Annotated in this window: 16 protein-coding genes; 5 read left to right on the forward strand and 11 right to left on the reverse strand. The window is 63.6% G+C overall.

Going from position 1 to position 22827, the window contains the following annotated elements; translation table 11 throughout:
- Positions 1 to 18 precede the first annotated feature (18 nt).
- Genes HD841_RS17380 through hisD form a run of 5 tightly spaced genes read right to left on the reverse strand, consistent with a single transcriptional unit; the run spans position 19 to position 4947 of the window.
- Complete coding sequence (locus HD841_RS17380; protein ID WP_179510154.1) at positions 19 to 903, reverse strand: EamA family transporter; 885 nt, start codon at positions 901 to 903, stop codon at positions 19 to 21.
- A complete protein-coding gene (locus tag HD841_RS17385; protein WP_179510155.1) occupies positions 900 to 1649 on the reverse strand; it encodes an HpcH/HpaI aldolase family protein in 750 nt (249 codons plus the stop codon). Before HD841_RS17385 ends, HD841_RS17380 begins: the two co-directional genes overlap by 4 nt.
- Positions 1646 to 2797, reverse strand: coding sequence for a cobalamin-independent methionine synthase II family protein (locus HD841_RS17390; RefSeq protein WP_179510156.1), 1152 nt, complete (start codon positions 2795 to 2797; stop codon positions 1646 to 1648). Before HD841_RS17390 ends, HD841_RS17385 begins: the two co-directional genes overlap by 4 nt.
- Positions 2798 to 2854: 57 nt before the next feature.
- Positions 2855 to 3622 (reverse strand): SDR family NAD(P)-dependent oxidoreductase, encoded by a 768-nt coding sequence (locus HD841_RS17395; RefSeq protein ID WP_179510157.1) that lies wholly within the window; start codon positions 3620 to 3622, stop codon positions 2855 to 2857.
- A complete protein-coding gene (hisD, locus tag HD841_RS17400) occupies positions 3619 to 4947 on the reverse strand; it encodes a histidinol dehydrogenase (protein WP_179510158.1) in 1329 nt (442 codons plus the stop codon). Before hisD ends, HD841_RS17395 begins: the two co-directional genes overlap by 4 nt.
- 742 nt (positions 4948 to 5689) lie before the next feature.
- On the opposite strand from hisD, the gene HD841_RS17405 reads away from it, so the two are divergent.
- Positions 5690 to 6727: a cupin-like domain-containing protein gene (locus HD841_RS17405; RefSeq protein ID WP_179510159.1), complete on the forward strand. Its 1038-nt coding sequence runs from the start codon at positions 5690 to 5692 to the stop codon at positions 6725 to 6727.
- Between the two features lie 93 nt (positions 6728 to 6820).
- Here the strand turns inward: HD841_RS17405 and HD841_RS17410 are convergent, their stop codons facing one another.
- The gene (locus HD841_RS17410) at positions 6821 to 10291 is read right to left on the reverse strand and encodes a glycosyl hydrolase 2 galactose-binding domain-containing protein (RefSeq protein WP_179510160.1); all 3471 of its coding nucleotides are present in this window, start codon (positions 10289 to 10291) and stop codon (positions 6821 to 6823) included.
- Positions 10292 to 10372: 81 nt separating this feature from the next.
- Entirely contained in the window at positions 10373 to 11311 is a 939-nt protein-coding gene (locus HD841_RS17415) for an ROK family protein (protein ID WP_179510161.1), read from the reverse strand.
- A 300-nt stretch (positions 11312 to 11611) separates the two neighbouring features.
- On the opposite strand from HD841_RS17415, the gene HD841_RS17420 reads away from it, so the two are divergent.
- The 4 genes from HD841_RS17420 to HD841_RS17435 all read left to right on the forward strand — a co-directional run bounded on the left by HD841_RS17420 (position 11612) and on the right by HD841_RS17435 (position 17969).
- Positions 11612 to 14758, forward strand: a complete 3147-nt coding sequence (locus HD841_RS17420) for a TonB-dependent receptor (RefSeq protein ID WP_257015714.1) — start codon at positions 11612 to 11614, stop codon at positions 14756 to 14758.
- Between the two features lie 84 nt (positions 14759 to 14842).
- A complete protein-coding gene (locus tag HD841_RS17425) occupies positions 14843 to 16414 on the forward strand; it encodes a tryptophan halogenase family protein (protein WP_373563056.1) in 1572 nt (523 codons plus the stop codon).
- Positions 16415 to 16507: 93 nt separating this feature from the next.
- Positions 16508 to 16687 (forward strand): hypothetical protein, encoded by a 180-nt coding sequence (locus HD841_RS17430; protein ID WP_179510163.1) that lies wholly within the window; start codon positions 16508 to 16510, stop codon positions 16685 to 16687.
- Entirely contained in the window at positions 16677 to 17969 is a 1293-nt protein-coding gene (locus tag HD841_RS17435; RefSeq protein WP_179510164.1) for a sugar MFS transporter, read from the forward strand. The genes HD841_RS17430 and HD841_RS17435 overlap by 11 nt, the downstream gene beginning before the upstream one ends.
- A 219-nt stretch (positions 17970 to 18188) precedes the next feature.
- On the opposite strand, the gene HD841_RS17440 is transcribed toward HD841_RS17435, so the two are convergent.
- The 4 genes from HD841_RS17440 to HD841_RS17455 all read right to left on the reverse strand — a co-directional run bounded on the left by HD841_RS17440 (position 18189) and on the right by HD841_RS17455 (position 22517).
- Positions 18189 to 18995 carry a polysaccharide deacetylase family protein gene (locus HD841_RS17440; RefSeq protein WP_257015715.1) on the reverse strand — a complete coding sequence of 269 codons (807 nt, stop codon included), beginning with the start codon at positions 18993 to 18995 and terminating at the stop codon, positions 18189 to 18191.
- Positions 18996 to 19066: 71 nt separating this feature from the next.
- On the reverse strand, positions 19067 to 20164 hold the full coding sequence (locus HD841_RS17445; RefSeq protein ID WP_306455798.1) for an SGNH/GDSL hydrolase family protein: 1098 nt from the start codon (positions 20162 to 20164) through the stop codon (positions 19067 to 19069).
- Positions 20161 to 21177 carry a glycosyl hydrolase gene (locus tag HD841_RS20815; protein WP_373563057.1) on the reverse strand — a complete coding sequence of 339 codons (1017 nt, stop codon included), beginning with the start codon at positions 21175 to 21177 and terminating at the stop codon, positions 20161 to 20163. Before HD841_RS20815 ends, HD841_RS17445 begins: the two co-directional genes overlap by 4 nt.
- Positions 21174 to 22517 carry a glycoside hydrolase 5 family protein gene (locus HD841_RS17455; RefSeq protein WP_218845612.1) on the reverse strand — a complete coding sequence of 448 codons (1344 nt, stop codon included), beginning with the start codon at positions 22515 to 22517 and terminating at the stop codon, positions 21174 to 21176. The genes HD841_RS20815 and HD841_RS17455 overlap by 4 nt, the downstream gene beginning before the upstream one ends.
- Positions 22518 to 22827 lie beyond the last annotated feature (310 nt).

The following is a 22827-nucleotide window of genomic DNA, read 5'->3' on the forward strand; positions in this document are numbered from 1 at the left end:
GCGATTTGCTGGCAGCTGTCAAGCCACCGGTAGCACCGCCGCCTGCCGTTTTGCGGAAGTCATAGTGCCGCCAGCAGCAGCCACGATAACCGTAGCGATGCCGATCATCTGAAGATCCGTCAGACGTTCGCTGATGACGGCGAACGCGGCAAACGCGCCGACCGCGGGTTCAAGGCTGACGATGATCTCGAAAGTCGCCGGCGTCATCCGCTTGAGGGCGAAGGTCTCGAGCGAATAGGGCAGGATGCTGCAGAGTACTGCTACGGCGACGCCGCTCGCGAGGATAATCGGATCGAGGAGCGCGCTGCCCGCTTCGGCGATGCCGGCCGGCACAGCCACGATCGAGGCGGTGCAGAGACCAAGGCAGACAATCCCGTGCTGCGGCACCAGCCTTGCCGCGCATGCACCGGAGATGATGTAGAGTGCCCAGAACAGTGCTGCGAGCAGAGCGTAGGCAACGCCGTCCAGGGTCACGGTGCCTGCCGAACGTGGTACCGCCAATACGCCAATACCCGCCGCGGCTAACGTCACCCAGAGGACGTCGAGCATGCGCCGAGAGCGGAGAAACGCAACGCCGAGCGGGCCTATGAACTCGATCGCGATGGCGACGCCCAGCGGCAGTCTGGCGACCGCTGCGTAGAAGCTGAGGTTCATGCACGCGAGCACGACACCATAGCCGGCGATCGCCAGCCTCTGCTCTCGGTTTATCGCCCACCGCCAGGGTCGCTGGACTGCGAGCATGAGTAGCGCACCCAGTCCGATCCGCATCGCCGTGATACCGGCAGCACCTGCAATCGGGAAAAAAGTTTTGGCGAACGAGGTGCCGACGTAAAGTGAGATGATCGAGAGCAGGAGCGGCGCGATGGAAAATAGGGCCGCCGCGCCGCGTCCGGGTACGTTCATCCCGCCGCGGCTTCGACGAGCGCTGCGGCTCCCGCTAGCATGAAGCTGTGATCGGAGCCCAGCATGAAGAGCGTGGCGCCTCTTTCCCGCCAGTAGGGGATGTCGCTGGCGCGCGCGAGGAACATGCCCACGGGTCGTCCGTGGCGCTTGCCCGCGGCGCAGATTCGCTCCACCACCGCGACGATATGGGGATCGTCCTGACTGTCGGCACCATAGGCCACAGTCAGGTCGACCCTGCCGATGAACAAGGCGTCGATCCCCGCAACGGACGCGATCGCGTCGATGTCGTCGATCGCTTCTGGATCCTCGATCTGTGCGATCACCACCGTGCGGGCGACGGAGTTCGCCAGATGTTCGGCCATGCTCGTCGTGGTGTACCCGGCGGCTCGGGATGATCCCGCATAGCCGCGGCCACCGCGGCCGTATGTCGCGGCCCGGACCAGCGCCGTAGCCTCCTCCGCATTGCGGATGTGAGGTGCCACGATCCCGGTGGCACCACCGTCGAGGGCGTTGAGGATGTGCTCGCCGGTGGCTGTCGGCACCCTGACCAGTATGTCCGTTTGCCCGGCACGGGCCGCCAACAGACAGCCGTCAATCGCCAGGCGATCGAACGGCGCGTGCTCCGCGTCGAGGCACAGGCAGTCTAGCGGAGTTCTCGACAGGACCTCGACAATGATCGGCGAGGGCGTCTTCACGAAGGTGCCGATGATCAGATTACCGGCGGCAAGGCGCTGCTTCAAGGTCACGCTGCGCGCGCCCACAGCCGGTCACTCGCGCGAGCCGCGCCTTCCGCCAACGTCGCCAGCTTGGCGTAGACGATGTCGGGATCGACTGCACCGAAGCCGGCGAAAGTGGAGAAGCCGCAGTCCGTGCCCGCGATCACGCGATCACGGCCGACCAGATCAGCGAATTGCTCGACGCGAAGCGCCACGACCTCGGGATGCTCGATGAAGTTGGTGGTGGAGTCAATGACGCCGGGGATCAGCACGCGGTCATCCGGTACCAGCGCGGCGAGATCGCGGAACGCCTGCCAGTCGTGCTGGTGGCGGGGATTGGCAGTCTCGAACAGGAGACCCTGCGGCTTGGCCTTCATGAGCACGGGCAGAATGGTGGCCATTTCGACGTCCATGTGATGCGGACCCTCGTAATTGCCCCAGCACACATGCATCCTGACCTGCTCCGCGGGGACGTTCCGCAGGGCATGGTTCAGCACCTCTACATGATGTTCGATCAGCGCCAGATATTCCGCCTCGTCACGGTCCTTGTACATCATGTGCCGGCCGAGCCCGAGGTCGGGACTGTCGAGCTGCAGGATCAGGCCGGCGGCAACGATGGCCTCATACTCCGGACGCATGGCCTCAGCCAAAGCCTCGAGGTAATCGTCCCGAGTGGCGTAATGCTGGTTCGGCTGGAAGAGTGCGATCACGCCGGGCGATGCGGCGTTCATGAAGCGGCCTACGGAGAACTGTGGAGCAGTCGCTGCGGCGAACCGCGCGATGTCTTCTTCAAGCGGTGCCAGCGTCTTCGGCGCAACGGGGCCGACGCAGCATGGGCGACGATACGTCGGCGTGCCGCCGCCTGCAGCCTGTCGGGTCAGGAAGCCGGGAAAGGCTTCCAGATCAGCTGGGGGTGTGCGCGCGGAATCGCCATCGAAGCCGGAGATCCGGTCCTTGATATAAGTCGCGTAGCTGATCTTCGACATTTCGCCGTCGGACACGATGTCGACGCCGCTTTCGATCTGTCGCTTGACGCATGCCGTCACGGCTTCGCCGATGACGGCGTCGAAGCGACCGTGATCGACATGCTCGCCGCGTTCCAACGCGAAGACGACTTCTGTCACTGCGTTGCTGCGCGGCAGGGAGCCGACGTGGGTGGTGAGGATACGATCGGCCATGATGTCCTGTTCGCGTACCATGAGCACGCATGCAACGTTATTAGGGGAAGATGAGGCTCAGTCCGCCGTCCAGCCGCCATCGACCAGCATGCTGGTGCCCGTAACGAGTGCAGAGGCGGGTGATGCGAGATAAACGACTGCGCCCATGATATCCTCCACCGTCCCAAGCCTGCCGAGCTTGATCTTGGACAGGACGCTGTCACGAAACGCCGCATCCTCGAAGAACGGGCGTGTCATGGGTGTCTCGATGAAGGTCGGTGCTATGGTGTTGGACCGTACGCCGTAGGCGGCGAGATCGAGCGACATCGCCTTGGACAAGCCTTCAATGGCCCATTTCGATGCGCAATAGAGGCTGCGGTTGACACCGCCCACATGGCCCATCTGCGATCCCATGTGGATGATCGAGCCGCCCCGACCGGCGTCGACCATTCCCGTCGCGACGGCCTGGGCGACGAACACGGCGGCCTTGAGGTTCAAGTCGAGAACGGCGTCGTAGTCGTCCACGCTGACCTCCGTGAACGGTTTAGGCCGGTTGGTGCCCGCATTGTTGACGAGGATGGAGAATGGCCCTGCCTCGCCGATTGCTCGTCGCACGGCATCGATGTTGAGCACGTCGAGAACGAGTGTGCCCGCCTTGCCGCCCGCTGCGGTGATCGCCGACGCGGCGGCCTGGATCTCGCCCTCGGTCCGGGCGGCGAGCGTCACCGAAGCCCCGGCGTCCGCCATCGCCACCGCGCAGGCGAGACCCAAGCCCCGTCCCGCTCCGGTGACGAGAGCAGACTGTCCATCGAGCCGAAAGGACGGGGTGCGCGGCAGCGTGGTCATTCTGCCGGTACGAGCGCTTCGGCGATGCCCGCGTAGGGTACGTTTCGTCCGCCGTGCCGGCGTACGCGGACGTTCGCCTGCTCGCCGTGACCGGCGAAGCCCTCCAGGGCGCAAAGGCGGCTGCAATACTCACCGATGAGGGCAGATGCCTCGTCGGTGGTGACCCGCTGGTAGGTGCAGGTCTTGAGGAACTTGCCGACCCAGAGACCGCCGGTGTAGCGCGCTGCCTTGCGGGTCGGCAGCGTGTGGTTGGTGCCGATCACCTTGTCGCCATAGGCGACGTTGGTGCGGGCGCCGAGGAACAGCGCCCCGAAGTTCGTCATGTGCTCAAGAAAATAGTCTGGGTCGCGCGTCATGACCTGGACGTGTTCCGAGGCGATCTCGTCCGCGATCCGCACCATCTCGGCGTCATCCTCAGCGACTATTACTTCGCCATAGCTCTCCCAGGCGCGGCGCGCGTAGTCGGCGGTCGGCAGCACCTGGAGGAGACGCTCGATCTCCTTCATCGTCTCACGCGCCAGCGCCTCGGACGTCGTGAGCAGGATCGCCGGGCTGTCAGGCCCATGCTCGGCCTGACCGAGCAGGTCCGTGGCGCACAATTCGCCATCGGCACCGACTTCGTCCGCGATCACGAGGGTCTCCGTGGGACCAGCGAACAGATCGATGCCCACCCGTCCGAACAGCTGGCGCTTCGCCTCAGCGACGTAGGCGTTGCCCGGCCCCACTAGGATGTCCACGGGCGCGATCGTCTGGGTTCCGAGGCCCATCGCCGCAACCGCCTGGATGCCGCCCAAGCAGTAGATTTCGTCAGCACCTGCCATGGCCTGGGCCGCCACGATGGCAGGCGCGGGACGTCCGTTAAAGGGGGGCGCGCAGGTTACGACCCGCGCGACGCCTGCCACCTTAGCGGTGATGACGCTCATATGTGCTGAGGCGAGCAGGGGGTACTTGCCTCCTGGCACGTAGCAGCCCGCTGCGTTGACCGGGATGTTCTTATGGCCGAGCACCACGCCCGGCATCGTCTCGACTTCAATGTCGAGCATAGAGTCGCGTTGAAGTTGTGCGAAATTGCGGACCTGCTTTTGGGCGAACTCGATATCGTGAAGCGCCTGGGTGTCGAGCTGATCGATACAGTCCTGAATATCTTGCGCGCTGAGACGGTAGCTGTCGCGATCCCAGGCATCGAACTTGATAGAGAGCTCGCGGACCGCATGGTCTCCCCGTGCCGACACGTCGGCGAGGATGGTCTCCACCGCGTTCTGAACCTGACGATCGTTCGTCGCGGTGACCTCAAGATCCCGGCCCCGCTTCAACCACTGCGCCATACTCTCTCCTTGCATTCGAATGCAAATGGCATAATGTGAGAGAGTGATGAGCACAAGGCGTTTTCAAAACAACGAGAGAGCGAAGAGGGGTGGCGGATGAGACGCCTCAAGCTGATCGCGTTTGTCTGCTTAACATCGCTGGCGATGATCTGGATCGTCGCGTTGCAAGGTCCGGAGTTCTGGCGGGGAGATCCGAGACTTCTAAGCAGGGGGCATTGACCAGGAGCTGAAGCATGTGAAGCATTCAGCCGTCTGCCCGGGCAAAATGAAAAGCCTTTTTGCCGTACGGCGAAAACTAAGATGGTTGCGGGCCGCTTGGCGTTCACTTGAAGGTCAGGTTCACCCGGACTAGCGGCATCTCTCACGTGTGCGCTCAATCGCTCGACCGGCGCATCGAACACGGCCCTATGCGATAGCTCGATCGCATGTGAGCGTTACTCTCAAGATGAATGAACGTCTGAAGTCGGGCTGACGCAAACCGACCGGAAACGTCTACTTTTGGGTTCTTACCACTTTGCTTCTGCGGTAATCTGCCTCCTGGTCAGCCCCTGCGTCGTGATGGACAGCCGCCGCGCTCATCGCGACCAAGCTTCTTCGGCCCCTTCACCGGCCGGACCCTCAACTAGAAGGTTTTGGTGTAATCAATTTTTTTCCAGGCGCGCAAGTCAGGCCGGCACTTTGTGATCGGATGGTCTTTAGCCCAGCGGCACCCGACGTTAGAAAGCTTTGAGGAGCGACGATTATGACCATCCAAGCCCGCGTCGACGAGAGCGGCCCGGTTGATGCGGCGCGGTTCGCCGACGAGATCGCGACGCGGTCTCAACCGATCGTACTGCGCGGTCAGGCGGAGCGATGGCCTGCCGTCATAGCGGGACTTAGTTCCGCCGAGACACTCGTCGACTATATGAAGGCCATGGACCGCGGCCGCCCGGCCGAGGTGCTCATCGGGCCGCCAGAAATCGAGGGTCGGTTTTTCTATGACCCGACGATGCGGGCCTGCAATTTTCAGAAGAGGTTCGGATCGCTCAGCGGACTGCTCGACAAGCTGCTTTCGCTACGCAGCGAGGCTGAGCCCGTCGCCTTATATGCGGGCGCGGCTGCGGCGGATGATCACCTCTCGGCCTGGATCGAGGACAATCCCCTGCCGTTTGTGCTGCCCAATGCGAAGCCACGCATATGGGTCGGCAATCGGACGCATGTCTCCACCCATTTCGACGAGGCGAGCAACGTTGCGGTGGTGGTCGCGGGCCGGCGGCGCTTCACGTTGTTCCCGCCCGAGCAGGTCGGCAATCTGTATGTAGGACCCTTCCATCACACCATCGCCGGCCCGCCGGTCAGCATGGTGGACGTCGAGAACCCTGATCTTGAACGCTATCCGAAGTACGCAGAGGCGATTCCGCACGGGGTCGTGGCCGATCTCGATCCGGGCGACGCGCTCTTCATTCCACCGTTCTGGTGGCACAACGTCAAGGCTACCGCCGCGTTCAACGTGATGGTCAACTACTGGTGGGGTGAGCCGCACGCGATCTCGCCGATGGGCGCGCTGAGCCATGCTATACTCGCGATCCGCGATCTGCCGCCTGCACAGCGTGTGGCCTGGCGGCGCTGGTTCGATCACTACGTGTTCGACGACGGCGCGTCGCATGCCGGCGATCACCTGCCGACACATGCCCGGGGAGTGCTCGCGCCACCGTCGGAAATGCGGAACGCCCACTTCACGTCGCAGATTGCCGAGGGTCTCAGTCCTCAGCCCGCGCCCGCAAGCCGCAAACCCGGCTGACGCTCAGGGGAGGCGGGACGCCGAGATGTCGTGACGCTTAGGAGCAAAGGGCTCAACCATCGGTTGCGCCCTTCGCACATCATCGCCCTTTCCTCAGCGCGCAGGCTGCCGCGAGAGCGTGATGAAATGATCCGATTGCGCGACGTTCCATCCGCGCAGCGTCAGCGCTGCCGGCGCCTGGCCTGAACCTCTGGGATAGCGGATCTCGATGCGCTTCTCCTCTCCTGGCAGGAGCGCCACGTAGTTGTCGCTGTAGAACGCCGGAAGGATTCGTTTGCCCTCGGCATCGACCAGCGTCAGCTTCGCGTTGAGCGCCGGAACAGCGGTATGGTTGGCGAGCGTCACCGTCACGACGTTATCCTCGCCATCGACCGTTTGTGCCGCGACCGAGCTGGTCAACGCCACGGTCCGTAAGGTGTCGAGCATCCGGTAGGAGGCTTCGGTCTTCCCGCGCCAATAGAAATTGTCCGCAACCGTTTTGCCGGCACGATCGATCAACTCGAGCTTGACCAACACCATCGGGTTGGAGGCGAACAGTCGATCCAGTGGCACCGGCGCCAGAGGCGTGGCCATATTCGCGCCTGCATCGACAGCGTCCTCACGGAGGAAGAGCTGGATGTTGTCGAGTCCGACGACACGCGTGCGGACCTTCAGCCCAGGTTGCGCATCCCGGGTCGTGTTGAGGACGACAAGCTCGTTGCCCGGTAGGTTGAGCTGGACATGAAGTGGCTCCGCGGCCTTCTTCGCACCGTAATAGGAGGCTTGCGTGTCATAGTCCCAGCTGTAGATCTGCCACGTGTTCGACGGCCATGCGGGATGGGTCATCCAAAGCAGTCGCCCGGAGTTTTTCGTCCACAGATGGCCGAGGAACCCTTCGTACATCGCCTTGTGCGTCTCGAGGTTCATCATCTGCGCCTTGCGCTCGAAATCCGCGAAGCTGGTTCCAGCGCCGAACATGGTGTCGAGCGTGGTCATGAACGTCTTGGTGTCGCCATTCCCGGAGAAATGCCAGTCATGGTACGCCAGGGTGTCGCTCAGCGGCCAAGTCTCGCTGTCCGGCATGTCAGCGCGTACGGACTCGAGCGTGGACAGGGACGGCGTCCCGGTCTCCACCGAGAAACCCGTTGCGAGTCCGGTGAAATACCCCACCGGCGGACGATAATTGTAGGGGCCTGACCCCTGCAGGTTGACGACGTTGGAACTGCCCGTGAACCAACGCGTCCCGTCCTCACGCGCGATCACTTCGTCGAGGCCTTCGTTGAGGGCCGGATAGGGCACCCCTTCGTTGCGGCCGAACCAGAGGATGATCGAAGGGTGGTTGCGGTAGCGGCGCACCACGTCGTCGGCATTCCTGAGGAACAACGCCGGGTCTTGCGGCTCGACCTGAAAGTTCTGGGTCGATTGCCAGAAGTCGTTGAGCACCATCATGCCGTTCTCGTCGGCGAGGTCGTAGAATTCCTCTTCGGTGTTGTTGCCCATCCAATTGCGGATGACGTTCATGTGCGCCTCCTTCTGGAGGCGGAAATAAGGCGCGAGACGGGCCCGTCCGATACGCTTCATGGCATCGTCCATGCCCCAATTGCCTCCGCGGGCGGCGATCTGGACGCCGTTTACGCGGATCGTCAGGTGCGGTTCGGGCATCGTCGACGTGATCGTCGTAACCGCCGGCGAATGTTCCCCCTGGGGCGTCAGAGATTCCGCCCAGCCGTTGGGAGACTGCTTGATGGCCTGATGGCGGACGTCGATCAGACGTTCGCCGCGCAGGCTGCCGTCGGTGAATTGCAGATTGACCCGGCGAAGGGCGCCAGCTGTATCGAAGAGCGACAAATCGTAGCTGACTTCGCGGATGCCGAACTTGTCGGTGCGCGTGTCCGAAAGCTCGCCGTCGGCCAGCGCTTCCAGGGAAAGTTGGTAGAGAGCCTGTTGTCCGTAACCGTTCGGCCACCACAATTTCGGGTTGGCGATGCGAAGCTGCGTGAATTCGGCGGGTGTGAATACAACCTTGGTTTCGCCGGGGGGCGCCATCACCGTCTTTTCGACACGGACGTCGCCGAAGGCGGCGCGCACGGTGACGCGGCTGGCGGTGGTCCCTGCGTTCTGGACCGGAACGGTCACGTAGACGTCTGCACTGTCAGTACGGGGTAGGGGCAGGTCGGTGACGACATGCGGATCGAGCAGCCGGACCGTCCCGTGCGCAAGCAGTTCGACGGGCCGCCATAGTCCCGTGTTGCGGTCGCGAATGCCGGGTATCCAGTCCCAGCCCTCGGTGGCGACGAACGTCGGACCGTCGATGGCGAGCTGCCCTCCATTCTCTCCTACGCCCGCGCTGATCGACTGCTCGTGGGGGATTCCCGGATGAGGCGGCGGAGAAACGCGGACCGCCACGACGTTCTCACCCGCGACGGGGACAAGGTCGAACTGGCCACGGATGAAGGCGCCGCGGGTGTCACCCAGCTTATGGCCGTTCGCCCACACTTCCGCCGCATAGTTGATGCCGCCGAAGACCAGCGTGAGGCGCTTGCCGGCAGCATCGGCAGGCACCGTGAAGCTCGTGCGGTACCAATAGTCCTGCCGCGCCAGGCTTTCGGGTATCTTGAGATTGTTGAGCCCATAATAGGGATCGGGATATACGCCGCGGTCGACCAGCGTCGTCAGGACGGTGCCAGGCACGGTTGCCGCGCGCCACGTCCCGGTGGCCCGGCCGGGGCGCGACAGGGTGGCGGCATCTTCGCGCACCTCGGGCGCCGCGGCGAGCCGCCAGCCGTTCACCAGCCAGCGACCGTCACGTTCACGTGCGAGCCCGGTCGGGGATAAGGGCGTTCGTGCGCTTGGCGCGGTGGTCGCGCTGACCCGGGCCTTCGGCAAGGTCCAAGCATCCTGTTGCTGCGTGAGGCCGATATTGGCCTGCTTCTGAAAGGGCCAGCCGACGCCGACCTGCCAGAACTGCACCAGGTCGAAATCTGGCTGCGCGCGAACGGCCGCCGCAATCTCGCCGGTGTTCAACGCCGCGGCGTCGAATCGCGCAGCAACGAGCGATCCGCCGAAATGACGCGGCCCTTCGCCGCTGCTCGTCACCGGTGCGACCGCCAGGCGGGGGGCGACTTGGGTGGGGCGGTTCGCGACGGACGCGACCTCGCGACCATTGACGTACAGCTTCAGTGTTCGACCGTCCGCTACGGCCGCGACATGGGTCCAACGGCCTGCAGCCAACGGGGCTCCGCCGGTGATCGTCCTCTCCCCATCCGCGGCGGTTGCGCGGCCGTTGGCGAGGCTGAGGCAGCGACAGGCCGCCAGCGGATCACCGATGGCGAGCACCGCACCGGTTGCGCCGGCTGTGCTGGGACGGATCCAGGCGGACAGTGTCCATGGGGCGTCGGCGCGGACCGCTGTCTCGGCACCCGTCAGCTCGCGCTCGACCCCGATCCCGCCTTCCAGGATGGCGACGTTGTAGGGGCCGGCATTCGTGATCTCCGACTGCATGACTGGCGCCACGGCTTGCGCAGCCACCGCAGAGGAAAATGCTGTACCGAGCAGCAGGGCGGCGGTTAGCGGCAACGATCGCATGGGGGACCTCTCCTGAGTTTTCGGGCTCGACTTTCCGCCGGCCGGTTGGTTCTACGTTTATCATGTCCGACCTCGTGTCGGTCAGGCTTCCGCGGTCCATAGCCGCGCAGCGCCGCGCATACCGGACGCGTCGCCCCAGCGCGCGGGGACGATGCGTCCTTCCCATAGGTCCGAGAAGGCATGGCGGCGGACGATCGCGGGAAGATCCGCATAGATTTCGGCGACGTTCGACATGCCTCCACCCAATACGACGACCTCGGGATCGAGCAGGTTGGCGACCATCGCCAGTACGCGCCCCAGCCGGTCGATGTACGCATCCAGCGCAGCACGCGCCGCGGGATCGCCCGCACGGGCCGCTGCAACGATCTCGGGCGCTTTGAGCGAAAGACTATGCTCGGCCTTGGCGGCGCGAGCGAACCCCGTGCCGGAGACCCAGCTCTCGATGCAGCCCGTTCGCCCGCACCAGCATGCCGGTGGCGGCAGCTCGTCGCTGCGGGGCCAGGGTAGAGGTGAGTGGCCGATCTCGCCGGCGATGCCGTGAGCGCCGTCGAGACATGCACCGGACAATATGATGCCGCCGCCCACCCCCGTACCGATCACGAGCGCGAACACGCTTCGCGCGCCGGCCGCGGCGCCGTCTGTCGCCTCCGACAGCGCCAGGCAGTTCGCATCATTGACCAGCTTTACCGGCCGATTGAGAACAGCAATTAGGTCTTTTCCGAACGATCGGCCATTCAGGTAGAGCGAGTTGCTGTTGCGCATCAATCCGGTGTGCGGCGATGGCGATCCGGGTGCGCCGATGCCGACGGAGCATGCCGTGCCTCCCACGACGTCGGCAGCCGCGACGAACCCGGCGATCGTGGCGAGCGCGGTGTCATACGTGCCGGGGTTGGGCACCCGTTGCTGCCACAATGTCTCGCCATCGGCACCAAGCAAGACGGCTTCGATCTTGGTGCCGCCGAAGTCGATACCAAGGGCCGGTATCAGGTCTCGATGCGCCTCGATGGCTGCGGCAGCCATATTGTTCTGCAAAACGGACGTCCTCTCTCTGCTGTCGCGACCGCTGCCCGATCATCGCCCCCAAGCATGCCGGGAATCATAACAAACGCAAATTGATTTTGTTATTGACCGTATGGAATTGAGGTATAGAAGGATAACGTCGAGACAACGGTAAGTTGCGACTGGCAGGCAGGGAGAGGGTGGGGGCGACGCATCGCCGATCGGCTCGATCTTAGCATGTCAAAACGTTCGCCAGTCGCTGGCGACTTCGGTGCTGAGGGAGACGGTCGAATGTTGCGTGCACGGTCAAAGAATATGTTGATGGTCGCGGCCTCCGTGACGGCGCTGGTGAGCAGCGATGCCGCGATCGCGCAGCAGACGTCCACGACGCAGGGGGTGTTGCAGAACGCACCGACCGATCAGGCCGCATCGCCGACCGCCGCCGCGGCCGATCAGGCGAGCGAAGCCCAGAATCCGACGTCTGCCAGCGATGCGGCCGCCGAAACGCAGGACATCGTCGTCACCGGCATCCGCGGATCGCAACAGCGCGCGGTTAACCTCAAGCGCGACGCGGCGTCCGTGACGGACTCCATCTCGGCCGAAGACATCGGCAAGCTGCCCGACGTGACGATCTCGGACTCGCTTCAGCGCATCCCCGGTGTGCAGATCCGCCGCGACGCCGGCGAAGGCGCCGCGATCAACATCCGCGGCCTCCCGCAAGTGACGACCCTGCTGAACGGCGAAGCGTATCTCGGTGCGCAGTCGATCACGACGATTCAACCGAACTTCAACGACATACCGTCCCAGCTATTCGCGGGCGCGGACGTCATCAAGTCGAGCACGGCTGATCTGCTCAACGCCGGCATCACCGGTACGGTGAACCTGCGCACCCGCCGCCCGTTCGATCTGAAGAAGGGATTCACAGTCGCCGCGGCCGCGGAAGGCGCCTACGGGGACAAGACCAAGGAGTTCGATCCGAACCTGAACGGGCTGTTCGGCTTCCGTGGCGAAAAGTTCGGGTTTCTGGTGTCCGGCGCCTATTCGAATCTGCATCTCTCGAACTCCCACAACGGGATCCAGGAGGGCTATGGTGCGGCGCTCCACAACGAGCAGTTCAACACCGCGGCCAATCCCACCGGCGATGTCGACCTCAGTAACGGCTTCTCGCCGGCTAATCGCACTAGGGGGACGATCGTCGGAACCGGCCGCGACGTGAATGGCGATGGCGACGCCAACGACGCCTTCATCGTCCCTCAGGGCTTCACCGCTTGGGACAAGGTCAACCAGCGCGAGCGTATCGGCGTAAACGCCTCGGCGCAGTGGGAGATCAGTGACGCTCTGACGCTGAATGCCGATGCCTTCTTCACGCGCCAGAACGAGAACGATCGCACCGCCGGCATCCAGATGCAGAACGTCAATTGGCAGGCTGGCGAATTCGTGCCGGGTCAATCGCGGAACACCGGCTCGGTCGTGTCGCTCAGCAATGGCGGCGTCACCCGCGATTATGATTTGAACACGACGCAGGTCTATAATTATGACCTAGGCAATTTCGATTCCTATGCGCAGAACGACCGCTTCAAGTCGCAGTCACAGAACTACAATGTCGAGTTAAAATACGACAATGGCGGCCGGTTCAAGGCAAGCCTGCGCGGCGTCTACGGCAAGGCTTATTCCAATTACGACCAGAGCTATCTGCAGTTCAGCCCGTCGAACGGCGCGCAGTGGCAGCCGGGCGGCATCGGCCATTATCCGACGGGCGATGTCGCCTTCAATCCGAGCGGCTATGTGGTCAACACGATCGCCGGTTCGGCATCGTTGCCCGCAACGGTCGACTTCACCGGCAATCAGCCTGCGTTCACTTTGCCGTCGGCACTGACGTCGAGGCTCGGCAACATCGACAGCTACACGATGAAGACCACGTCTTCCGAAGGGAATTATCGTCGAAAGGGCGACCTGAAGATCATCCGCGGCGACGTCTCGTACGAGGCCAACGACAACGTCAGCCTGAGCGCCGGTGGAAGGTACAGCGAGCGCTCGGTCGATGACTTCGAGTTCGATCGAGCCGCGCCGCTTTATGCGGGGCAGGCGTCGCAAACGGGCGGATGCTTGGTCAAGTGGAAAGCATTCGACGTGCCTTTGAGCGACAAGTCCTGCTACGCTGGCACCGGCACGTTCGATACCCCTGGCTTCAGACCCTACACGTCAGGTGTGGTCCGCAAGGCCAGCGACCCGATCTTCAACGGACAGGTTAAACAGTTCAATCTGCCTGGAGCCGGGCTGCCGGCGATATACGTGCTCGATCCCAAAGTCATGGACAACGCGCTCGCGTTCCAGAACAGCTTCTATCCCGGCAACGTTGAGATCCAGAATCCGGGTGCTTCGTTCAACGTAGGCGTGAAGCAGATCTCGGGCTACGCCCAGCTCAACGTGAAGGGCGACGTGTTCGGCATTCCCGTATCCGGGAACGCAGGCCTGAAGGTCATCAACACGAAACTTGACATCACCCAGTTCGTTACCGGTTCGCCACGCCCCTATGGTGTCGCCAACACGGTGAACGGAACGGTCGAGACAAAGCGCAGCTTTACCGATTTCCTGCCGGCGTTCAATCTGGCGTTCAGCTTCGCCGACAACCTGAAGCTGCGTCTCGCCTATTCCAAGACGATGACGCTGCTCGATCTCAACCAATGGGGCGGGGGTCTCAATCCGAACTACGCGATCGACACGAGCAATCCGGGATCGCCGGTGTTCCGCGTCACCGGCGGCAGTTCGAATGGCAATCCTCAGCTTGATCCCTGGCGCGCCAGCAACGTCGAGGGGTCGTTGGAATATTACATCGGGCGCAGCAGCCTGCTCAGCGTCGGTGCGTTCTACATCGACGTCGCCAGCTTCATCCAATCCGGCAACATCGTGCGGACCGACCTGCCGGACAACGACGGCGTCGTACGTAACCGGACCGTATCGATCAGCACTCCGGTTCAGGGCGATGGCGGGACGCTCAAGGGTGTCGAGGCGGGTGCCAAGCTGTCGTTCAACGACTTCGGCTTCATGCCGACGATCCTTTCGAACTTCGGCATCGATGCGAACATCACCTACTCGCCGTCGGATTCGGGAGCGGTCGATCTCAAGGGCGACAAGATACCGTTTCAGGACAATTCGAAGATCCAGACGAATTTGGCTGGCTTCTATCAAGACAATCATTTTCAGGCGCGTGTCGCTTGGAACTACCGATCGAAGCGCGCGGTGCAGCAGGATTTCGGCGGCATCCGAGGTCTGGAATTATATCAGCAGCCGACCAACTATGTCGATGCATCGATCAGCTATGACTTCACCCCCAATCTGACGCTTTACGCACAGGGGTCGAACCTCACCGGCGAGTATGAGAAATACTATCTGACGTTCCCGGACGAGAAGGCGTACAACAACATCTACGAGCGGCGGTTCATGGCAGGCGCGCGTTTCAAGTTCTGATCCGCGTTGACACCGCATGCGCCCGTCATCCTGCTTGGGGATGGCGGGCGTTTGCGTTCGGACGCAGGGGTTGGGGAGGTGATCGTGAAGGACGCAACGGAGCCAATGCCGGGAACGGGACCGCTGCGGTCGATCGTCATCGTTGGCGGAGGGACCGCGGGATGGATGGCGGCGACGCTCCTCGCGCGCCGGCTCGATCGTCAGTCTGTCGCCATCACGGTCGTTGACTCCACCGACATCCGTACCGTGGGCGTCGGTGAGGCGACCGTTCCGGGCATACGGGATTTTTTCCGGCAGATCGGCGTCACCGAGCAGGAGGTGATGGCGGCCGCGCAGGGCACCGTGAAGCTCGGCATCGAGTTTGTGGATTGGAAGCGCCAAGGAGAGCGGTTCTTCCACCCGTTTGGTCTATATGGAATGCGGTCACGCGGCGTGGCGTTCCACCACTATTGGCGCAAGATGAACGCAGCGGGCCACCTGACGCCGCTGTCCGATTTCTGTCTGGCGACCGCACTCGCCGAACGAAACCTCTTCATGCAGCCAACCGACAGTCCGGTTCACGACCTCCTCTTCTTCGATTGGGCGGTCCATTTCGACGCGGGCCTGTTCGCCACCTTCCTTGCCAAGAAGGCGAGCGAATGGGGCGTCGGGCACGTCGACGCCACGATCACCAACGTTCGCGTCGATAGAGCCACGGGGTTTATCGCGGGCCTCGATACGACGTGCGGCAAGACGATCGAAGGCGACCTGTTCATCGATTGCTCAGGCTTTCGGTCGTTGCTGCTCGGCGATGCGCTCGGCGTGCCATACGAGGATTGGACCAACCTGCTGCCCTGCGATCGTGCGGTTGCCATGCCGTGCGAACGTTCGGGGCCGCTCACGCCCTTCACGCGCAGCACGGCGCTTTCCGCCGGATGGCAATGGCGGATTCCGCTGCAGCACCGGGTCGGCAACGGCTACGTCTATGCAAGCCGCCACATCTCGGACGACGAGGCCGCTGGAACCCTGAAGGGGCGCCTTGAGGGCGCAGCGTTGGCTGAGCCGAACATCATCCGCTTCCGTACCGGTCGTCGCCATGCCTTCTGGCAGGGGAACTGCGTCGCGCTCGGACTCGCCGCGGGTTTCATGGAGCCGCTGGAATCGACGAGCATCACCCTTATTCAGACCGGGTTGGAGAAGTTGCTCGCCCTGCTGCCGGATCGCGGTTTTGATCAGGCTCTGGCGGAGGAATACAACAGGACCACGGGGCTCGAGTACGAACGTATTCGGGACTTCCTGATCCTGCATTATTTCGCGAACGACAGGCGAGGCGAGCCGTTGTGGGATCGCTGTCGAGATACCGCCCTGCCCGAGCCGCTGGCGCGCAAGATGAGGTTGTTCAAGGCGCGCGGGCACCTCGTGCGGTATGAATGGGAATCGTTTCAGGATCCGAGTTGGCTATCGATGTACGCCGGTTTCGGTATCGATGCCGCGGCGCACGACCCGCTAGCGGATCATTTCTCCGTATCTGATCTCGAAGCGGCGTTCGAGCGGATGAAGGGTTCGATCCGTGACGCCGTCGCGCTGGCGGAACCGCACGACACCTTCCTCAAGGCTTCCGCCGCGGCTTCGGCGCCTCCTGCAATCCGATCTATGCATCGCGCCGCCGATGTATAGACCGTCCAACCCTCCGGTTTCGAGGATGCCGCCGAAGCCTATCGTTCAGCCCGGCTCGGGGCAGGCCTATCGGGGGCGAATCCGGACCGCGCGGTGGACGACATCGATGCCGTTGACGATCCTGTCTTGGCTGAAGAGGTGCGGCTTCGTCTCGCCTCGCGCTACCGCTCGATCCAGAGGTCGATCGCCTATGGCGCGACATTGCCGCGCCGGGCTGCCGCGGCTTATGTCGCGGCGTTTCTCGTAAAGGGCCGTAAACCAGATGCACGTTGATATCGGATCCACACCAGCAGCCGCAGGCGACGCTAGCCACGGCTATGATGCGCCAGACCTCCGGGTGTTTGTTTTTGCGCTGTTCTTCATCTTCGGCGGCATCACCTCGCTCAACGACATTATCATCCCGAAGATGAAGGAGCTCTTCACGCTGGACCACGCGACCGCGATGCTGGTCCAGTCGGCCTTTTTCCTCGCGTATGCGCTATTCTCGATCCCCGCCGCCGCGATCGTCCGGAAAGCGGGCTATATGCGGACCGCGTCGCTCGGCCTCGTGACGATGACGGCGGGCTGCCTGTTGTTCATTCCGGCCGCGGGACAGGCGAGCTTCGGCATGTTCCTGTTCGCGCTGTTCGTGCTCGGCGCGGGCATCACCGTGGTTCAGGTTGTCGCCAATCCGCTGATCTCCGCGCTCGGCCATCCGAAGTCCGCCTCGAGCCGGCTAACCTTTGCACAGGCCTTCAACTCGCTCGGCACAACGATCTTTCCGTATGTCGGCTCCGCGCTGATCCTCGGCGGCCTGGCGACGGTCGACTCGTCGAAGCTCACCGGTGCCGCGCTCAATGCCTATCGGTCCGAATCCTCGCGGACGGTGGTACATACCTATATCGGTCTTGCGATCGCTCTGCTGATCGTCGCCGCCGTGGTGTGGACCCGCCGCAACCGGCTCAATGAAGAGCAGGACCAGGCCGGAAGCATCTTCCACGCGTTCACGCTGCTCAAGCGTCCGCGTTTCGCGATGGGGACGGCGTGCATCTTCCTGTACGTCGGCGCAGAAGTCGCGGTCGGCTCGCTGATCGTCAATTACCTGATGCAGCCGAGCGTCATGGGCCTCAGCGACGTCGCTGCCGGCAAGCACGTGCCCTTTTACTGGGGCGGGGCGTTGGTCGGTCGGTTCATCGGCGCATATGTGCTGAACAAGGTGTTGCCGGGCAAGGTGCTGGCCGGGGTCGCGACGGGCACGCTGGCGTTGATCCTGATTTCCGCGAACACCGAGGGCGCGGCCTCTGGCTGGGCATTGTTGGCGATCGGGTTGATGAACGCAGTGATGTTTCCCACGATCTTCTCGCTGGCGTCCGAGGGTCTCGGCAAGCGCGCGGCCGAAGGCTCGGGTGTGATCGCCACGGCGATCGTCGGTGGCGCGATCATCCCGTATTTGACCGGCATGCTGGCGGACAAATCGGGTAGCCTGCATTTCGCGCTTTTGCTGCCTGCGATCTGCTACGCGCTGATCCTGCTCTACGGCCTGTATGCGCGCAAGCCGGCAGCCGCGACCGCCTAGCAACCGGCATTTGCGCGTTGGATCCAAGGCCTCAGCGGTTTTTGGGCGCATGGAATTGGTGACTGAAGGCGGTCTTCCACAAGACCCCTTCAGTGACTCTGTCGGACGCCGCTCACAACCGTCGTGCAGCGTCGATCGACGGCTTGCCGCCTCGAATGCTCGGCCTCGAGGTCTCCTATCAGGAATAGATCGCTAGGTTCACATCGATAGTTCCTGATCTCAGCGGCGGCTGGCCGGGTGTTTCGCATCAAAAGGCCCTCGCTGGTGCGTCGCTTCCCATGCCAACGCCTTGCTCAGCGTCGTCGTCCAGACGTCCCGTTTGTGGGAACGCAGCCAGTTGATCAAAGCACGATGCGCTTCGTTCGAAATCGCGAGGTGGTCGCCACCGATGCCGTGGAACAGGAACACCGCGATGCCGCCCCCGGCCTCCGCCTGTCGAGCATAAGCGATCAATTGTTCACCCGTCGTATGCTCGGCGAAACCGCGGGCGGGGATGTGCATGACGTCGCGGGTTGCACCGTCGACGGCAAGGTCGGCCGGTGTTGCCGACACCCCACGAACCGAAGTGACGAGGCGGGAGGCTGCGAGCGGGCCCAGATAGTCGGCACCGCCGGCGACCGTCTGGCCGCAGGGCGTGGCGAAGGCGTGACGGCTTTTGCCGTCGAGCGCGCTCAGCAACACGTTCTGTGCCGCAATCTCCCGGAGCATGGTTGCCGGAGTGTAGGCCTCCGCGGTGTAGTGCGGATCGGCAGGATAGGTGGCCGCCGCACACGGATGGAATATCGTATGGTTGCCAAGCTCATGCCCGTGCGAGGCCGCCGCCCGCCAGCGCGCGACATCGGCTTGGCGGACGCCAGACAGGAAGAACGTCGCCTTGAGACCTGCCGCATCCAATGTCGGGATGGCATGATCCAGCTGCGATACGAGCGCATCGTCATACGTCAGGACGATCGCCGCTCTCGCCTTGCCCGGCCATGCGGTGCGCGCCGCGACAGACGAGGGCACCGCCGTCACGGCGATCGCCAACCCGAGGATTCCGGACCATCGCGTTCGGCGCGATCGATCCCCCGCCGGGAAGCGGGCATGCCGCCGGCCGATCATCGCTGTGCCCACAGGCCGGGCTGGCCATCGAGATAGGCGGTGATCGCCGAGGCGATCCTGCCGTCGTCGGCGATCGACGGATGGGCGTGACACGCGTCGAAGGCCAGGCCACGAACGGGGACGAACGCGACCGGTTCTCCCTGCGCTGCCAGGCGATCGGCGACCTTTGCGACCTCGGCCGCGATCTCGCCACCCGCCATGTCGGTCGCCCATAGCAGGATGCGGGCGCCGGGATCGTCGGCATGGATGCGGTGGACGAAATCGATGTAGGTCCGTTCGAAGTCTGTATGCAGCGCGGCGCGGTTCGGCCAAGGTTCGCCGGGGCGAAGCGGTGTGGTGAAATCATTGGTGCCGAGCGCGATGACGATCAGTTGCGGATGCCACGCTGGATCGCGATAGAGTGCGCGTCGATCGAAGAGTGTAAAGGGATAAGCGGCGGGGAGGGTGGTGGCCGCCATGCCATCGTAGTTGCGGACGATGCCGCGGCCGGAAATGGCATTGACCTGATAATCGGCATCGTAGTGGCGCGCGAGTTGCGCCGGCATCGCTTGCGACGTATCCGTCGTCGCCCAGACCTCCGCCTCGGTGCAATCGCGTTTGGTCGCGCGATTGCCGTAGCCGACGGTATGCGAATCGCCGATGAACTCGATTTGGCGCGCCCGGGCGGGCGGGGCCAATCCACGGGTGCGGGGCGCGGCATAGAAGCCGCCGAACACGGTCGGCGCGGCTTGGCTTTCGCTTGCGACATCGGCGCGGACGATGTGATCGCCCGCGGCCAGACCGTGGATCCTGTAGACCCCGGGGCCGGGCTTTACGAGCGGCGCGATGGGGCGTCCATCGACCGTGACCCGCAGGATGACGTCACCTGCGCCCAGCTTCATGAGCACCTCGCGGCCCCGGAACGCTGCCTCGAAATAGGTGCCTGGCCATTGCCGCCGGTATCCTGCCGCGATCCGCTCGACGCGGCCGCCGACATGCACCGCAAGCGGCATGCCGACCGCGACGGTGGTCGGGCTGACCGTCGGCGTGGCGGCGCCGCTCGCCGATGCTGCGAGCAGCATTGCGAGCGGCAGCGCAAATCCGGTTCTCATCATCTGATCCTCAACGATGCGGGAAGTTCGTCCCGGGTGATGAAGCGCGTCGTGTTGTAATCCCGGCGCAGCTGGTCGGGCCGGTTCTGGTCGTCGCCCATCAGCCAGCGGCTGTGCCAGGTCATGAACCACAGCCAGTCCGCCGACGGACCCAGTTCCGCCGGATCGGGCACCGGCCCGTTTTCGTGCAGACAGATCGGCACATCGTCGCCGACGATCGCCTTCACCTGCGCGAACATCGGCGCGAGATTGCCGTGATCGTGTGCGTAGATGTCGGCACCGGCGACATCGACTGACGCGCGACCGGGATACCAGGCGGGGTCGACATTCTGCCCCGCCCAGCCGAGCACCCAAATCAGATTATCGAGCTTATGGACGCGGGTGAATCGGTCGTACATCAATGCCCACAACGCCTTGAAGGCATTGGGACCGTGCTTGCCCCACCAGAACCAGTCGCCGCTGAACTCGTGGAACGGCCGCCACAGCACGGGAATGCCACGGTCGCGGAGTACCGCGAGCAGGCGTGCGGTCTCGTCGAGATCACGCATCATCACGTCATGCTGCGCGGTGCCGACATGAAGCGCCGCCGCGACATCGAAATCCTGTTTGGAATTGTCATAGCCGGTGCCGATGTCGGGCGCCCCCCAATGCCAGCACAGCGTCACGATTCCGCCGGCCCGCGCCCATTCGGTCGCGCGCGCATTCACCGCGTCATTGTCGGGTGGATTGATATAATCGAGCCCGAGAATGGCGGGCAGCCGGCCCGTCACCTGCTCGAGATATGCGAGTTCGCGGTTAGGATTGGGTGGGATCGCGCCCTGTTCCTGCTGACCCGTCAGCGTCCGCTTGCCGTATTGGCTCCAAAGATAGGCATAAAGCCGTCGCGCGGCGGCGGAAGACTGCGGATTACACAGTGTGCCCGCACGGGCGCCGGAGCGTGCGGCCCAGGCCGGCAGCCCCTGCGCGACGCCGGCGACCGCGGTGAGTGCAAGCGCGTCGCGCCGAGTCAGGATCACAGCGCGGCGATCGCGGCGGCGTGCGCGCGGATGATCGCCTGCGTCGTCTGATCGCTGTCGAAGACGCCGTACCAACCCTGCGGCTCATGAGGCGGATCCCCCATATAGCCGAGGTCGCCGCGCTGGAAGCGATGGTCGGCATGCGGCGTGCGCGCCTCGCCGTTCCACGCCCAGAAATTGGACCCTGCAAGGGCGCCGCCGCGCGCTGCATCCGCCTCTACCGCGGCATAGATCTGTCGGTAGAACCGGTCCTTGTATGTCGTGCCTATCGACGGATCATAGGCATGCTGCCCATCGCGCGGATAGCCGAACTCCTCGATCACCAACGGTCTGCCCAAGGTGTTCGCCATCCGGATGTGCGCGTCGATATAATCGGCAACCTTCGCCGCGCCCGCGTCGTAGGTGCCGGCGAGATTGCCGGCGTCCATCCAGCTCCAGTTGTTTGGCCAGATATGCGTCGTCAGATAGTCGATCGAGCCGGCGCGATGCGTCGCGAGCACGACATCCTCCCGCTCGATAGACCCCTTGAGCCCTTCCGAGCCGGTCGAGACGAGATGGTTCGCATCCAGCGTCTTGATGAAGCGCGCGGTCTCGTCGACCCAGCGATAGAAGTGCGGCAGATTGGGGAGGGCAACGGTCGCGGAGCCCGCCGGGCGCGGTTCGTTGGCGAGCTGCCACGCCATGATCGTCGGGTCATCGGCATAGGCGATCCCGGTGACGCTGTTGGTCCGCGACACCAGCGCGCGGACATAGTCGCGGTACATCGCCTGCGCCTGGCAGTTGGTATAGAAAGCGGCGTTCCAGTCGGCGAATTCGGGCCACGGATGTGCCGGATCGTTCATGTCGATGAAACGGCCTGCGTTGACCCAGGACAGGTAGGTCATCATGCCGCCCGACCATTCCCAAAAGTTGGTCAGGTAGACCACTCCGGTCATGTCGCGCTTCGCCATTTCGGCCAGCGTCCAGTCGAGCCCCTTCAGCAGATCGACGTTATAGGTCGAGGTGCGGTCACGAAATCCCGGGGTGATCGAATTCTTCAGCGGCGACAATTCCGCCGATCCGAGGATACGCAGGTTGCGGATGCCCAATGTGTGCAATCTATCCAGTTCGCGGCCAAGCCGCGCGCGGTCGCCATAAGCGGTGTCCGCGCCCAGCCATGCGCCATACCAGATATTGGCGCCCGCATAGCGATAGCGCCTGCCGTCGCGTCTGAAACCGCCGCCGTCGACGGTGACGAAGCGCGATGGGTCACGCACACCGTCGCGCCGTGGCAGCGTCGTGCATCCCGCCACCGCCGCAACGCCACCCAGCAGCGCGGTCCGTCGATCGATCATCGCCATATCAAACTCCTTCTTCGGATCGCGTCGGGTCAGATGTCCGTGCCACGCGGCGCGGGATCAGCCCGACATCGGCATCGGCTTAAAGGCGGTCGGGTATTACCACCGCAGCGTGTCCCCGACGCGGTGTGGGTCCAGCGCGTCGATCATCAGCTCGTCTCCACATGGCGCTGAACGGTCGGGTCATCGAGCCAACTGGCGACGTCATCGAGGATGATGAATTCAGCACGCCACTGACACCGCATGGCAAAGCTGCCTCCGCCCCGGCAATGCGCCTGGCTCGCAGTTGGGGATTCTCGGCCACTGAGTACGC

This window comes from Sphingomonas melonis (assembly GCF_013409985.1).
Classification (GTDB): domain Bacteria; phylum Pseudomonadota; class Alphaproteobacteria; order Sphingomonadales; family Sphingomonadaceae; genus Sphingomonas; species Sphingomonas melonis_A.

What these genes read in the sequence shown, in the direction of transcription:
- HD841_RS17380 (WP_179510154.1), bottom strand. Translation starts at nt 903, where the DNA reads ATGAACGTACCCGGACGCGGCGCGGCGGCCCTATTTTCCATCGCGCCG.
- HD841_RS17390 (WP_179510156.1), bottom strand. Translation starts at nt 2,797, where the DNA reads ATGGCCGATCGTATCCTCACCACCCACGTCGGCTCCCTGCCGCGCAGC.
- HD841_RS17395 (WP_179510157.1), bottom strand. Translation starts at nt 3,622, where the DNA reads ATGACCACGCTGCCGCGCACCCCGTCCTTTCGGCTCGATGGACAGTCT.
- hisD (WP_179510158.1), bottom strand. Translation starts at nt 4,947, where the DNA reads ATGGCGCAGTGGTTGAAGCGGGGCCGGGATCTTGAGGTCACCGCGACG.
- HD841_RS17405 (WP_179510159.1), top strand. Translation starts at nt 5,690, where the DNA reads ATGACCATCCAAGCCCGCGTCGACGAGAGCGGCCCGGTTGATGCGGCG.
- HD841_RS17410 (WP_179510160.1), bottom strand. Translation starts at nt 10,291, where the DNA reads ATGCGATCGTTGCCGCTAACCGCCGCCCTGCTGCTCGGTACAGCATTT.
- HD841_RS17415 (WP_179510161.1), bottom strand. Translation starts at nt 11,311, where the DNA reads ATGGCTGCCGCAGCCATCGAGGCGCATCGAGACCTGATACCGGCCCTT.
- HD841_RS17420 (WP_257015714.1), top strand. Translation starts at nt 11,612, where the DNA reads ATGGTCGCGGCCTCCGTGACGGCGCTGGTGAGCAGCGATGCCGCGATC.
- HD841_RS17435 (WP_179510164.1), top strand. Translation starts at nt 16,677, where the DNA reads ATGCACGTTGATATCGGATCCACACCAGCAGCCGCAGGCGACGCTAGC.
- HD841_RS17445 (WP_306455798.1), bottom strand. Translation starts at nt 20,164, where the DNA reads ATGATGAGAACCGGATTTGCGCTGCCGCTCGCAATGCTGCTCGCAGCA.
- HD841_RS17455 (WP_218845612.1), bottom strand. Translation starts at nt 22,517, where the DNA reads ATGGCGATGATCGATCGACGGACCGCGCTGCTGGGTGGCGTTGCGGCG.